The organism is Qipengyuania sphaerica (assembly GCF_019711595.1).
Lineage (GTDB): Bacteria > Pseudomonadota > Alphaproteobacteria > Sphingomonadales > Sphingomonadaceae > Qipengyuania > Qipengyuania sphaerica.
Genome location: NZ_JAIGNR010000002.1, coordinates 252241 through 265000, shown reverse-complemented (window position 1 = coordinate 265000; position 12760 = coordinate 252241). Strand labels below are relative to the sequence as shown.

General features: G+C 64.1%; 14 protein-coding genes and 1 tRNA gene. 9 read left to right on the top strand and 6 right to left on the bottom strand.

What is annotated here, in order from left to right:
- Positions 1–53: 53 nt before the first annotated feature.
- Positions 54–290 (bottom strand): hypothetical protein, encoded by a 237-nt coding sequence (locus K3178_RS08965; protein ID WP_221571061.1) that lies wholly within the window; start codon positions 288–290, stop codon positions 54–56.
- Entirely contained in the window at positions 290–1666 is a 1377-nt protein-coding gene (gene argH / locus K3178_RS08960; protein ID WP_221571227.1) for an argininosuccinate lyase, read from the bottom strand. The genes K3178_RS08965 and argH overlap by 1 nt, the downstream gene beginning before the upstream one ends.
- Before the next feature lie 16 nt (positions 1667–1682).
- Here argH and K3178_RS08955 point away from each other — a divergent pair, with 16 nt between their 5' ends.
- The 5 genes from K3178_RS08955 to K3178_RS08935 all read left to right on the top strand — a co-directional run bounded on the left by K3178_RS08955 (position 1683) and on the right by K3178_RS08935 (position 5760).
- Entirely contained in the window at positions 1683–2240 is a 558-nt protein-coding gene (locus K3178_RS08955; RefSeq protein WP_221571060.1) for a TlpA family protein disulfide reductase, read from the top strand.
- Positions 2241–2319: 79 nt separating this feature from the next.
- On the top strand, positions 2320–3093 hold the full coding sequence (locus tag K3178_RS08950) for a sulfite exporter TauE/SafE family protein (RefSeq protein WP_221571059.1): 774 nt from the start codon (positions 2320–2322) through the stop codon (positions 3091–3093).
- 69 nt (positions 3094–3162) lie between these two features.
- Positions 3163–4620 (top strand): cytochrome ubiquinol oxidase subunit I, encoded by a 1458-nt coding sequence (locus K3178_RS08945; RefSeq protein WP_221571058.1) that lies wholly within the window; start codon positions 3163–3165, stop codon positions 4618–4620.
- Positions 4610–5617, top strand: coding sequence for a cytochrome d ubiquinol oxidase subunit II (gene cydB / locus K3178_RS08940; protein ID WP_221571057.1), 1008 nt, complete (start codon positions 4610–4612; stop codon positions 5615–5617). Before K3178_RS08945 ends, cydB begins: the two co-directional genes overlap by 11 nt.
- Complete coding sequence (locus K3178_RS08935) at positions 5617–5760, top strand: DUF2474 domain-containing protein (RefSeq protein ID WP_221571056.1); 144 nt, start codon at positions 5617–5619, stop codon at positions 5758–5760. The genes cydB and K3178_RS08935 overlap by 1 nt, the downstream gene beginning before the upstream one ends.
- 15 nt (positions 5761–5775) lie before the next feature.
- On the opposite strand, the gene K3178_RS08930 is transcribed toward K3178_RS08935, so the two are convergent.
- Positions 5776–5851 (bottom strand) — tRNA-Val (locus tag K3178_RS08930).
- A 70-nt stretch (positions 5852–5921) separates the two neighbouring features.
- Between K3178_RS08930 and K3178_RS08925 the strand changes: the two genes are divergently transcribed.
- Positions 5922–6896: an asparaginase gene (locus K3178_RS08925; RefSeq protein ID WP_221571055.1), complete on the top strand. Its 975-nt coding sequence runs from the start codon at positions 5922–5924 to the stop codon at positions 6894–6896.
- Between the two features lies 1 nt (position 6897).
- On the opposite strand, the gene K3178_RS08920 is transcribed toward K3178_RS08925, so the two are convergent.
- On the bottom strand, positions 6898–8010 hold the full coding sequence (locus tag K3178_RS08920; protein ID WP_221571054.1) for a zinc-binding dehydrogenase: 1113 nt from the start codon (positions 8008–8010) through the stop codon (positions 6898–6900).
- Between the two features lie 139 nt (positions 8011–8149).
- Here K3178_RS08920 and K3178_RS08915 point away from each other — a divergent pair, with 139 nt between their 5' ends.
- Positions 8150–9751 carry a M28 family peptidase gene (locus K3178_RS08915; RefSeq protein WP_221571053.1) on the top strand — a complete coding sequence of 534 codons (1602 nt, stop codon included), beginning with the start codon at positions 8150–8152 and terminating at the stop codon, positions 9749–9751.
- On the opposite strand, the gene truA is transcribed toward K3178_RS08915, so the two are convergent.
- Both truA and fmt read right to left on the bottom strand, forming a co-directional pair.
- The gene (gene truA, locus K3178_RS08910; RefSeq protein ID WP_221571052.1) at positions 9748–10494 is read right to left on the bottom strand and encodes a tRNA pseudouridine(38-40) synthase TruA; all 747 of its coding nucleotides are present in this window, start codon (positions 10492–10494) and stop codon (positions 9748–9750) included. The two genes, K3178_RS08915 and truA, sit on opposite strands and share 4 nt — an antisense overlap.
- On the bottom strand, positions 10491–11399 hold the full coding sequence (gene fmt, locus K3178_RS08905; protein ID WP_221571051.1) for a methionyl-tRNA formyltransferase: 909 nt from the start codon (positions 11397–11399) through the stop codon (positions 10491–10493). Before fmt ends, truA begins: the two co-directional genes overlap by 4 nt.
- 52 nt (positions 11400–11451) lie before the next feature.
- Here fmt and recR point away from each other — a divergent pair, with 52 nt between their 5' ends.
- Both recR and K3178_RS08895 read left to right on the top strand, forming a co-directional pair.
- Entirely contained in the window at positions 11452–12048 is a 597-nt protein-coding gene (recR, locus tag K3178_RS08900) for a recombination mediator RecR (RefSeq protein ID WP_221571050.1), read from the top strand.
- 63 nt (positions 12049–12111) lie between these two features.
- Entirely contained in the window at positions 12112–12678 is a 567-nt protein-coding gene (locus K3178_RS08895; RefSeq protein ID WP_221571049.1) for a peptide deformylase, read from the top strand.
- Positions 12679–12760 lie beyond the last annotated feature (82 nt).

The following is a 12760-nucleotide window of genomic DNA, read 5'->3' as shown; positions in this document are numbered from 1 at the left end:
TCTGCCCAATCGCGGGGCCCAAGTCTAACAAGCTGTGCTTGTGCGCTGCAAACTCACTCGGGAGGCAGGTCGAAGGGATCGTCCTCACGCTCTTCGCTGCGGGTGCGCAATTCGACCGAGCGATCGGGCGCGGCCTGCGGGTCTAGCTGGAGCAGGTCGGCAGCATCTGGCTGGACCTCTGCGCCATAGGGCATGGGCGGCAGGCTGTTCCCCGCGACCGGGGTCAGCTCCGCTTTCTGCCCGCAGGCAGCAAGCGCCAGCAGCGCGGTGAGGCTCGCAAGAATACGCATCAATTCTCCATGCCGAGCCGCTTGCGGGCTTCGGCCACCTGCTCCCTTACGCGAACGGGGGCGGTTCCGCCATAGGAGGTGCGCGCCGCGACCGAGGCATCGACCGAGAGCACGTCGAACACCCCTTCGCCGATGCGCTCGTCGATATCGCGATAGTCCTCGATGGTCAGGCCATCGAGCGCGACACCTTTCTGGTCGGCCAGCTTCACCGCCGCGCCGGTGATGTGATGCGCCTCGCGGAAAGGAATGTCGGCCTGCCGCACCAGCCAGTCGGCGAGGTCGGTCGCGGTGGCATGACCGGCTTCGGCTGCCTTGCGCATGCGGGCGGTATCGAAACTGCTCTTGGCGACCATCCCCTCTATCGCCGCAAGGCACAGGTCGAGCAGCTGCGCTGCTTCGAATACGGGCGGCTTGTCGTCCTGCATGTCCTTCGAATAGGCGAGTGGCAGGCCCTTCATCGTGACCGCGAGGCTGGTCGCGTAGCCGATGATGCGCCCTGCATGCCCGCGCACCAGTTCGGCGGCGTCGGGGTTCTTTTTCTGCGGCATGATCGAACTGCCGGTCGACAGCGCGTCGGGCAGCTTGATGAAGCCGAAAGGCTGGCTCGCCCAGAGGATCATTTCCTCGGCCAGCCGCGAGAGATGGATGGCGCAGGTGGTGGCAGCCTGCAGGTAATCGAGCGCGAAATCGCGATCGGACACAGCATCGAGGCTGTTACGGCTCGGCTGGATGAAACCGAGCTGTTTCGAGGTCATCTCGCGGTCGATATCGAAGCCGGTTCCCGCGAGCGCAGCACAGCCGAGCGGACATTCGCCCGCGCGGCGATGCGCGTCGGCAAAGCGGTCTCGATCGCGGTCGAACATCTCGAAATAGGCGAGCAGGTGGTGGCCCAAGGTCACCGGCTGTGCGGTCTGGAGGTGGGTGAAGCCGGGCATGACGCTATCGGCATGTTCGCCCGCGCGCTCCACCAGCGCGACCATCAGCAGGCCGAGCAAATGGTTCGCCCGCTCGCATGCGCTGCGCACCCAGAGGCGGAAGTCGGTCGCCACCTGGTCGTTGCGGCTGCGCGCGGTGTGGAGGCGTCCGGCGGCGGGGCCGACGATCTCTGTCAGGCGCGATTCCACCGTCATGTGGATGTCCTCGAGGTCCCAGTCCTCGGGCACGCCATCGCGCTCATATTCTTCGGCAATCTGCTGGAGGCCCGCGTCGATCGCTTGCGCATCGGCATCGCTCACGATGCCCTGTTTCGCCAGCATGGCGACATGTGCGCGGCTTCCGGCGATATCCTCGCGCCACAGCGCCTTGTCGAAGGGTATGGAGGCGTTGATTTCGCGCATGATCGCGCTAGGTCCCTCGGCGAACCTTCCGCCCCACATGCTGTTGGAGCCCGTAATGTCCCGCTTGTCGCTCACGCTTGCTGTCGTCCTCGGCCTTTCAGTCGCCGCCTGCGATAGGGGCGCGCCGGAGGAGGCGCAAGAAAGCGGTGCTAATGAAGCGCCAAGCGGCGAAATCGACCGGAGCATGGCAGGCGAGTTGTTGCCCGCGATGAATGTGACCGATCTGGATGGTCGCGAACTGAACCTGGGGGCGTTGCAGGGCGAACCGGTGCTGCTCAACCTGTGGGCGACCTGGTGCGCGCCCTGTGTGAAGGAAATGCCTTTGCTCGACGAAGTGGCCGAAGATTATGGCGAAAGACTGCGCGTCATCACCGTCAACCAGGATATGGGCAGCAGGGACAAGGTTGCGGAGTTCTTCGGCCAGGCAGGATATGCGCATCTCGAAAGCTGGCTGGATCCCGAAGCGGAACTGAGCTTCGCCATGAGTGGTGGCTGGCTTCCCACGACCGTGCTCTACGACGCGAGCGGCCTGGAAGTCTGGCGTGTGCGAGGCGACCTCGACTGGTCGAGCGAGGAAGCGCGCGCGGCAATCGACGAGGCTTTCCAGGACTGAGACCGCCCTTGCCAAAACGATCGGCCACACTATTTTAGAAAAATCTAATATATGGTGATCGAGCGACGAGGGCGCGGTTTTGGACTGGATTTACTGGCTTTCAGGTGCGCTGTCGGGCGGTGCTGTCGGGCTCGTCCTCGGACTGATCGGCGGCGGGGGCTCGATCCTCGCCGTGCCACTCATGGTCTATGTCGTCGGCGTATCTTCGCCTCACACGGCAATCGGCACGAGCGCACTGGCGGTTGCTGCCAATGCGCTGACCGGCCTGTTCAACCACGCGCGGGCCGGGACAGTGAAGTGGCGCTGCGGGCTGACCTTTGCCGCAGCCGGGATATTCGGAGCTTTTGCCGGTTCCACCTTGGGCAAGAATTTCGACGGGCAAAAGCTGTTGTTCCTGTTCGCATTGCTGATGCTCGTGGTCGGCGTGCTGATGCTGCGTTCCAAGGGGCGCGATTCCGATCCGGGCGTCGTCCTGGGGCGCGATAATGCGCCAAAGCTGATCGGCTCCGGCCTCGGGACGGGAGCGGTTTCGGGCTTCTTCGGCATCGGCGGCGGCTTCCTGATCGTGCCCGGACTGCTGGCATCGACGCGCATGCCGATGATCAATGCGGTGGGGACGAGCCTCGTCGCGGTGTCCGCTTTCGGCATCACGACGGCTGCGAATTATGCCCTGTCCGGCTTCGTCGACTGGCTCCTGGCGGCGGTGTTTGTCGCAGGCGGCGTTGTAGGCAGCTTCCTCGGCACGCGTCTGGCAAAGAGACTGTCGAACGCAGACACTTTGACCAACATCTTCGCAGGCGTCATCTTCCTTGTTGCCGCCTACATGCTCTGGCAAAGCTGGCTGGCGATGTGATGCACGGCGCGCACCATCCGATGCGCAGCTTTCACCCCACTGGGTCGCCAGTACCGGTATAGGAAAGCCATGTTCGAGAACGCCGACGCGCTGCTGCTCGCCCGAATACAGTTCGCCTTCACGGTGAGCTTTCATTTCATCTTTCCGGCCTTCTCGATAGGTCTGGCCAGCTATCTCGCAGTGCTCGAGGCGCTGTGGCTGAAGACCGGCAAACAGATTTACCAGGACCTGTTCAAATACTGGCTAAAGATCTTCGCGATCGCCTTCGCCATGGGCGTCGTCTCGGGGATCGTGATGAGCTACCAGTTCGGCACCAACTGGTCGGTTTTCTCCGACAAGACCGGGCCGATCCTCGGGCCATTGATGGCTTACGAGGTGCTGACCGCCTTCTTCCTCGAGGCGGGGTTCCTCGGCGTGATGCTGTTCGGGATGAACCGCGTGGGCAAGGGGCTGCACTTCACTGCGACGTTCATGGTGGCGCTGGGCACCTTCATCTCGGCCTTCTGGATCCTGTCGGTAAACAGCTGGATGCAGACGCCGGTCGGCTGGAGCGTGGGCGAGACCGGGCAATTGCTGCCCGAGGCGAGCTGGTTCGACATCGTCTTCAACCCGAGCTTTCCCTACCGCCTCGTCCATACGGTGATTGCGGCTTACCTGACGACGGCCTTTGTGGTCGGCGGGGTGGGTGCGTGGCACCTGCTCAAGGACCGGACCAACGTGCACGCACGCAAGATGTTTTCCATGGCGATGTGGATGGCCGCGCTGGTTGCGCCGGTGCAGATTTTCGCAGGCGACATGCACGGGCTGAATACGCTCGAACACCAGCCCGCCAAGGTCATGGCGATGGAGGGCCATTACGAAAGCTATCCAGAGGGCGCCCCGCTCTACATCTTCGGCATTCCGAACGACGAGGAGCAGAGGCTCGATTACGCGGTCGGCATTCCGAAGCTGTCGAGCCTGATCCTGAAGCACGATCTCGATGCGCCGCTGGCGGGCCTCGACACTATTCCGGACGAGGACCAGCCGCCGGTTTTCCTGCCGTTCTGGGCCTTCCGCGTGATGGTCGGCATAGGTTTCCTTATGCTCGGCATCGGCGCGTGGAGCCTGCTCGCCAGGGCGCGCAAGAAACTCTACGACTGGCGCTGGCTGCACAGGGCGGCGGTGGTCATGGGGCCATCGGGTTTCGTCGCGGTCATCGCGGGGTGGATCACGACCGAGGTCGGTCGCCAGCCGTGGACGGTCTATGGCGTGCTGCGAACCGCCGACAGCGCCAGTCCGCTCGATGCGCCTGCCGTGGCCATGTCGCTGATCGCCTTCGTCATAGTCTATTTCGCGGTCTTCGGCGTGGGCACTTGGTATATCCTGCGCTTGATGAAGCAGCCCCCGCATACGGGTGAAAAGGGCGTGAAGCGCACCGAGAAGGGTCCTGTCCGCACCGCCGGTATCACGCCGGGGCCGACGCAGAACCCGGGCCACGATCCCGACGTCCTGCCCGGCAGCAAGGAGGAGGCGACCGATGGCCGTTGATTTCGACCTCACCGTGATCTGGGCCTTCATCATCGCCTTCGCGGTCTTCGCCTACGTGGTGATGGACGGCTTCGATCTCGGCATCGGCATCCTCTTCCCGACCTTCAAGGCAGGGCAGGAACGCGACCAGGCGATGAACTCTATCGCGCCCGTGTGGGACGGTAACGAGACATGGCTGGTGCTGGGCGGGGGCGGTCTCTTCGCTGCCTTCCCGCTGGCCTATGCGGTGATCCTGCCCGCGACCTATCCGCTCATAATCGCCATGCTGCTGGGCCTGGTGTTTCGCGGGGTCGCTTTCGAATTCCGCTGGCGTGACAAGGCCCATGAGAAGTTCTGGGATATCAGCTTCACCGCGGGATCGCTGATGGCTGCGATGGCGCAGGGCATGATCCTCGGCGCTTTGCTGCAGGGGATCGAGGTGCAGGACCGCGCCTATGCGGGCAGCTGGTGGGATTGGCTGACGCCCTACACGCTGCTGACCGGCATCGGTACTGTGGCCGGCTACGCGCTGCTCGGCGCGACATGGCTGATCTGGAAGCTGGAAGGTGAGCCGCAGGCGCACGCACGCGCGCTCGCCAAAAAGGCCTTCTTCGCAACGCTGCTGCTGATGGGCGCGGTGAGTGCCTACAATCTGGCGCTCGATCCCGAATATGCCGACCGCTGGCTGACTGCGCCGGAAATCTATTTCACGGCTTGGGTGCCGATCGTGACGGGCGTGATTGCCCTCTCGCTGCTCGGCGCGCTGCGCAATGAGCGCAACAGCAAACCCTTCTGGCTTTCTATCGGGTTGTTCCTCCTCGGCATGGCGGGGCTTGGGCTGACGATCTGGCCCAATGTCATTCCGCCCGGCGTCACCATCTGGGACGCCGCCGCGCCTGAAAAGAGCCAGGTCTTCATGCTGGTCGGCGTCGCCATCACCATGCCGCTGATCCTCGCGTATACCTTCTGGGCCTATTGGGTCTTCCGCGGCAAGGTCGGCACGGAGGGCTATCACTGATGGCATTCGACCCGCTCTCGGGATCGGAAGAGGCGCGGGAAAAGCCGCTGTGGCAGCGCCTCGCATGGATGGCGCTCATCTGGCTTGCCAGCGTCATGGTGCTGGGAGCGCTGGCCTATGGCCTGAGATTGTGGCTGAAGTGATCTCCCTGACGGAAATGGTGGGCGCTGACGGGCTCGAACCGCCGACCCTCTCGGTGTAAACGAGATGCTCTACCAACTGAGCTAAGCGCCCCAACCAACGTCGGGTGAAGCGCCACATAGCGTGCGTGACGCATAAATCAATTGCCGCTATCGACCCGCGCATGACGAAACTCACAGTCCTCGCCACCGGAGGCACCATCGCAGGGATTGCCGGTTCAGCCATCGGCGCGGATTACCGCGCCGGCGAAATCGGCATCGAGGATTACCTCGAGAAGGTCGGCGGGCTTGGGCTTGAGGCCGAACTGTCGGGCCGCCAGATCGCCAATATCGATTCGGCCGACATGGGGCCAGAGGTGTGGAACGCGCTCCACCCCGCGATATGCGATGCGCTCAAGGACCCGGAATGCGCGGGCGTAGTCATTACCCACGGCACCGATACGCTGGAAGAAACCGCCTTCCTGCTCGACCTGACCTTGCCCGCCGACAAGCCGGTGGTTGTGGTAGGCGCCATGCGGCCTGCCGATGCGGTGGGCTACGATGGCCTGCGCAATTTCGCCAATGCGGTGCGCGTCGCCAGTGACCCGGAGGCTGCCGGTCGCGGCGTGCTGGTGGTGATGGGAGACCGCGTCTTCGCCGCGCGCGACGTGCGCAAGGTTCGCACGCGCGGGACGGAAGCCTTCCGCGGCTTTCCGCGCGAATCGATCGGGCTCGTCACGCCCGCCAGCCTCGAATGGTTCGGCGCGCCGTGGCGGCAGGGAAGGGGGGCAGCTTTCGACTGGTGCGATGCGCTGCCCGAAGTCGTCATCGTCCACGCCTATGCCGGGTTCGACCGTGCGGGTGTCGAGCGGCAGGTTGGCGAGAACACACGCGGGATCGTCGTCGCGGGTGTAGGCGAGGGCAACATGCCCGAAAGCGCGCGGCAGGCGCTGGTCGCACTGGCGAGGCGCGGTCTCCCCGTAGTGCGTGCAAGCCGGACCGACGAAGGCCTTGTCGACCGCGAGCCGGAGGACGAGGAAAACGGCTTCGTCGCCGCCCGCGCGCTCAATCCGCAAAAGGCGCGCATCCTGCTGCAGCTACTGCTGGCGAACGGGATCACCGACTCCGCCGCCATCCAGCAAAGGTTCGACCGCCGCTAGATCAGCCGTGCGGCGTGACGAGGTATTTCTCGCCCGTCTTCATCTGGCGATAATCGAGGATCGCGTCCTTGGTCAGCATGCCTTCGAGGTCGACCTTGGTCTTGTAATTGCTGGCGAAAGTGGTGGTGAGGTTCTGCAGCACGCGGGTGCGCATGCGCATCACCGTTTCCATGCCCGCATTCTGCAGGAACGGCGTCAGCAGCCAGCCCGACAGCGTCCAGCCGAAGCCGTATGCGGGCGTCAGGATTGTCGGCCCGAAGTCGAGCCGGCCGTAGATGAACATCCGCTTCGCCTGGTTCGAGCCGTAGCGCGAATATTCGCTCATCTGAGAAACCGCGACCTGCTCCATCGCCTTGAAGCAGCTGTCCACCATCTGCCCGCCTCCGATCGGGTCGAAGCCGTAGAAAGCGCCCGTTTCGGCAATCGCGCCGCGCAGCTGGTCCATGAAATCGTCGTCGGAGGAATTGACGACGTGCTTCGCGCCCTGCGACTTGAGCAGGTCGGCCTGGTCGGGTTTGCGCACGATGTTCACCAGATCCATCCCGTCCTCGAGGCAGATGCGGTTGAGCATCTGGCCGAGGTTCGATGCACCCACCGTGTGGAGGATCGCCTTCTGGCCATCCATCTTCGCATTCTCGACAAAGCCGAGCGCGGTCATCGGATTGACGAAACTCGACGCGCCGGTTTCCGAACTGTGATCGCCCAGCGGCAGGCACATCGCGGCATCGGCAATCGCGTACTGGCTGAACGCATTGCCCGGCACGCAGGCGACGCGCTGACCCATCAGCGCCTTGGCCATGTCGCTGTCACCCGTGGCGACGACCGTGCCTGCGCCCTCGTTACCCGCGGGTAGCTTCTGCCCGTGGCGCGATTTCTGGCCCGCATTGAACGGCTCGGGCATTTTCGCCACGACCTTGCCGGACGAATACTCCGCATTGTCGAAATCGGCCGCGCTGGTGAGGATGGCGAGGTCCGACGGATTGATCGGCGCGGCTTCCATCTTGACCAGCACCTGGTTGCCGGTCGGCTCGGGGAAGGTGACGTCCTCGATGGCAAGGGTGAGGGTTCCGTCGCTTGTCAGCGTGGTGAAAAGCTGCTTGCCCGTGGTCGTCATCGTCTCTCTCCGGTTTCGATTTGCAATTGGTTGGCGTCGCTACAGCCTCTGCCCATCGAATGACAAGCGCAGTTCGAAGATTTCGCTTTGCCACGGGCTTGCAGGATGCGATGCCGGACCGAGGGAAGCAGGAGTAATCATGAAATTGTCAATGGGTCTGGCGGCCTGTGCACTCGCCGGCATCGTAACGTCACCGCTGCTCGCGCATGTGGATGAGGTATCCCCCGAACGTCTCGAAGCAGATGTCCGCTTCCTCGCCGACGACCGGCTGGAGGGACGCGAGGCGGGCGAGCCGGGCTATAATCTAGCGGCCGGTTATGTCGCCGGGCAGTTCGCGGCAATCGGTCTGGAGACGTCCGAGGGTGACTCATTCCTGCAATCGGTCCCGCTGGGCTACTCGCAGCTGGTCGAAGGCAGCGCGATCATGAGCATTGACGGGAAAGCGCTCTCCGGGGACGATTTCATCGCTTTCCCCGCCAATGATTTTGCAGGCGGCGTCATCGAGGCGCCGCTGGTATTCGTCGGGTACGCTTTCGGCGATGCCGATGCGGCGTGGGACGATTTCGCCGGAATCGACCTGGCAGGAAAGATTGCCGTAGTCGTGCGCAATACTCCCAAGATGCTCGGCGCCGAAGAGCGTGCGTTCTACCGTGCGGGCCAATGGGAGCGGCTTGCCGAAAAGGGCGCGGTCGGAGCGATATTCCTTCCCACGCCAAGCTATTTCGAGCGCGTTACCTGGGAAGCCTTGCAGCGATATTCGCTCAGCTCGGGTGTGAACTGGGTCGGTCCGGACGGGCGGGTGCACAATACCGCCAAGGGCCTCGATGCAACGATCATGATCAGCGAGAAGGTCGCGCGCGAATTGCTGCACGGCCAGAAGCGCGATTTCGATCGGATCGTCGCGCTCGAAGAGCGGGGAGACGTGCAACTCGGTTCGTTCGACCTCGGCCGAACCGCACGGATCGAGATGCAGACGAAAAGCTGGCAGGATCCCAGCTATAATGTCATCGGCATCCTCCCCGGCAGCGATCCCGTACTGGCCGACGAGGTCGTGGTGGTAACGGCACATCTCGATGCGATCGGTGTCCGTCCGACCGACGAAGAGGGCGACGACGAGATCGTCAACGGGGCGATGGACAATGCAGTGGGCGTTGCCGCGATCACCGAACTGGCGCGCCAGATGGTGAAGGCAAAGCCGCGCCGGACGATCGCTTTCGTGGCGCTGACAGCGGAAGAAAAGGGACTGATCGGTGCCGACTACCTGGCGCGTCACCCGCAAGTCGGCGAAGGGCGCCGGATCGTCGCGAACATCAACCTCGACATGCCCTCGGTGGATTACGAATTCACCGACATCGTCGCTTTCGGTGCCGAACGCTGGAACGGGTTCGATATCGTCCGCGGGGCGGTCGAATCCGAAGGCCTCAAACTTTCACCCGACGAGCAGCCGGAACTGGGCTTGTTCACCCGCTCCGACCACTATCGTTTCGTCCAGCAGGGCATCCCGGCGATCTATCTCGACACGGGGATCGATGGCGAGGGGAAGCAGGCAATCGAGACCTTTCTCGCGGAACATTACCACAGGCCCTCCGACGAAGTGGCCAATATCCGCTTCGATCAGCTGGCGCGCTTCACGAGGCTCAATCTCGCCGTCTTGCGGGGCATTGCCGACATGGAGGAGACGCCGGTCTGGAATGCAGGTGATTTCTTTGCCACCCGTTTCGGCGGTGAGATGGCGGATTAGTCTTCCGGGTAAGTCGCGCTCACGAAATAGAGCCCGTGGGGCGGGGCGTTGAGGCCGAGCGCCTGCCGGTCCTTCGCCTCCAGCGCCTCGGCGACCTGTTCCTCGCGCCAGCGGCCCATTCCGACCAGCGCGAGGCAGCCCACCATCGAGCGCACCTGGTGGTGGAGGAAGCTGCGTGCGGCGGCGTGGATGCGGACCTCCTCGCCTTCGCGTTCCACATCCAGCCGGTCGAGCGTCTTCACCGGACTTTGCGCCTGGCACTGGACAGAGCGGAAGGTGGTGAAATCGTGAAGGCCCACGAGCGCCTTGGCCGCGCGGTCCATTGCCTCATGATCGAGGTCCTGCGGGACCTGCCATAGCCGGTCGCGCTCCAGCGTGAGCGGCGCGCGGCGATTGGCGATGCGATAGACATAGCTGCGACCGGTGCAGGAAAAGCGCGCGTGCCAGTCGTCCGGCACCACTTCGCAATGCGTCACCGCGATGGGGTCGGGGCGGACCTGCGCATTGAGCGCCTCCATCAGGCGGAAAGGTTCGATATCCTTCTCGATATCCATGTGGCTGCGCATGGCGAGCGCGTGGACGCCGGTGTCGGTGCGCCCCGCGCTGTGAAGGCGAACCTCTTCGCCGGTGACGCGGAAGGCGGCTTCCTCGAGCGATTGCTGCACGCTCGGCCCGTTGTCCTGCCGCTGCAGGCCGAAGAAGGGCGTGCCGTCGAATTCGATGGTCAGCGCGAAACGGGTCACGTGAGGCGCGTGCCCTTCGCCACATCATTGCCGCGCAGGAAATCGCTGCGATCCATTGCGGGCTTGCCTGCACGCTGGAGGCGGACCGGGCGGATCGCACCTTGGCCGCAGGCTATGGCAAGATCGTCGTCGAGCACCGTGCCGGCCTCGCCCGAGCCTTGGGCCGCCTCGGCGCGCAGGACCTTTACCCTTACGCCGTCCATCTCGAACCATGCGCCGGGGAAGGGCGAGAGGCCGTGGATATGCCGCACAACTTCATCGGCGCTGCGCGTCCAGTCGATCCGCGCCTCGGCCTTGTCGATCTTCCTGGCGTAGCTCGCCCCCTCGTCGTCCTGTTCGATCGCGTGCAGCACGCCGAGGTCGATCAGCGTGCCCACCATCAGCTGTGCGCCCAGTTCGGCCAGCTCCTCGGTCAGTTCGCCCGTGGTCTTGTCCTCGACCGGCGTGCGCACGGTGGCGAGCATGGGACCGGTGTCGAGGCCCGCTTCCATCTGCATGATCGTCACGCCGGTCACTGTGTCGCCCGCCATGATCGAGCGGTGGATCGGCGCCGCCCCGCGCCAGTCGGGCAGAAGCGAGGCATGGACGTTGAGGCAGCCGTGGCGGGGCGCATCGAGGATCGCTTGCGGAAGGATCAGCCCGTAGGCGGCGACCACCCCGACATCGGCCTCCAGCGCGGCGAATTTTTCCTGCTCTTCGGCTGACTTCAAAGAAACCGGATGACGCACTTCGATGCCCAGTCGCTCGGCGAGCTGGTGGACCGGCGTCTTGGTCAGTTCCTTCCCGCGCCGTCCGCCCGGACGCGGCGGCTGGGTGTAGACGCACACCACCTCATGCGCGGCATCGACCAGCGCCTGCAGCGTCGGCACGGCAAATTCCGGACTTCCCATGAAGATTATGCGCATGACGCTTTGTGTGACCTTTCGTGTTCGGCCCCGGCCCCCTATCTGTGCCTCCATGGCATCGCAAGAGATCGAGACGCTGGCCTCTGCGCTGGCCCGCCTTCCCGGCCTCGGCCCGCGCAGCGCGCGGCGGGCGGTGCTGTGGCTTGTCAAACGGCGCGAAAGTGCGCTGCCGGCACTGCTCGAAGCACTGGCAACGGTGGGCGAGGCGCTGGTCGAATGCGAGAACTGCGGCAATGTCGATACCACCAACCCCTGCGGCATCTGCGCCGACCCGCGGCGCGACGGCAAGGGGCTGTGCGTGGTGGAGGACGTCGCCGATCTCTGGGCGCTCGACCGGGCGAAGCTGTTCACCGGCAAATATCACGTTCTGGGCGGCAAATTGTCGGCGCTCGACGGTGTGCGGCCGGAGGATCTCAACATCGCCAGCCTGCTTTCCCGCGTCGAGGAAGGCGGGATCGACGAGGTGGTTCTCGCCATGAACGCCACGCTCGAAGGCCAGACCACCGCGCACTACCTTGCCGAGCGGCTGGAGGATTTCCCCGTGCGCACCACCCAGCTGGCCCATGGTCTGCCGGTCGGCGGCGAACTCGATTACCTCGACGAAGGCACTCTGGCCCAGGCGCTCAGGGCGCGGCGGCCGCTTGGCTAACCGATCTCTCTGACCGTCCCAAACGGATTGAAAAACGCGGTTTGCGCGCCTATTTGCCCCTCCATGGCTATCCGTGAGATTCTAGAAGTGCCGGACCCCCGGCTCAAGGTCGTGTCCGAGCCGGTTACCGAGTTCGACGACGAACTGCGTACCCTCGTCTCCGACATGTTCGAAACCATGTATGACGCGCCCGGCATCGGCCTCGCCGCGATTCAGGTCGGCGTGCCCAAGCGCGTGCTGGTGATCGATCTCCAGCCCGAGGACGAGGAAGCCGAGGGCGAAGTCTGCAACCACGGTGGCCACGAACACGTCCACTACCCGACGAAGAAAGAACCGCGGGTCTTCGTGAACCCCGAAATCCTCGACCCGGCGGAAGACCTGGCGACCTATCAGGAAGGCTGCCTCTCGGTCCCCGACATCTTCGCCGATGTCGACCGCCCGGCCACCTGCCGCGTGCGCTACCAGGACCTCGAAGGCGAGACGCACGAGGAAGAGCTCGACGGGCTGATGGCCACCTGTATCCAGCACGAGATGGACCACCTTGAAGGCATCCTCTTCATCGACCACCTCTCGCGCCTCAAGCGCAACATGGCGCTGAAGAAGCTGAAGAAGCTGCGCGAGGCGGCGTAAGCCTTTCCAACACAATCCGGAATTCGAAGAGGCGATTCGCGAGGAGCGGGTCGCCTTTTTGTTGCGCTAGTTGATGAAGTGC

Coding starts and splice junctions, on each gene's coding strand:
- K3178_RS08965 (WP_221571061.1), bottom strand. CDS start 290: ATGCGTATTCTTGCGAGCCTCACCGCGCTGCTGGCGCTTGCTGCCTGC.
- argH (WP_221571227.1), bottom strand. CDS start 1,666: ATGTGGGGCGGAAGGTTCGCCGAGGGACCTAGCGCGATCATGCGCGAA.
- K3178_RS08955 (WP_221571060.1), top strand. CDS start 1,683: ATGTCCCGCTTGTCGCTCACGCTTGCTGTCGTCCTCGGCCTTTCAGTC.
- K3178_RS08945 (WP_221571058.1), top strand. CDS start 3,163: ATGTTCGAGAACGCCGACGCGCTGCTGCTCGCCCGAATACAGTTCGCC.
- cydB (WP_221571057.1), top strand. CDS start 4,610: ATGGCCGTTGATTTCGACCTCACCGTGATCTGGGCCTTCATCATCGCC.
- K3178_RS08935 (WP_221571056.1), top strand. CDS start 5,617: ATGGCATTCGACCCGCTCTCGGGATCGGAAGAGGCGCGGGAAAAGCCG.
- K3178_RS08925 (WP_221571055.1), top strand. CDS start 5,922: ATGACGAAACTCACAGTCCTCGCCACCGGAGGCACCATCGCAGGGATT.
- K3178_RS08920 (WP_221571054.1), bottom strand. CDS start 8,010: ATGACGACCACGGGCAAGCAGCTTTTCACCACGCTGACAAGCGACGGA.
- K3178_RS08915 (WP_221571053.1), top strand. CDS start 8,150: ATGAAATTGTCAATGGGTCTGGCGGCCTGTGCACTCGCCGGCATCGTA.
- fmt (WP_221571051.1), bottom strand. CDS start 11,399: ATGCGCATAATCTTCATGGGAAGTCCGGAATTTGCCGTGCCGACGCTG.
- recR (WP_221571050.1), top strand. CDS start 11,452: ATGGCATCGCAAGAGATCGAGACGCTGGCCTCTGCGCTGGCCCGCCTT.
- K3178_RS08895 (WP_221571049.1), top strand. CDS start 12,112: ATGGCTATCCGTGAGATTCTAGAAGTGCCGGACCCCCGGCTCAAGGTC.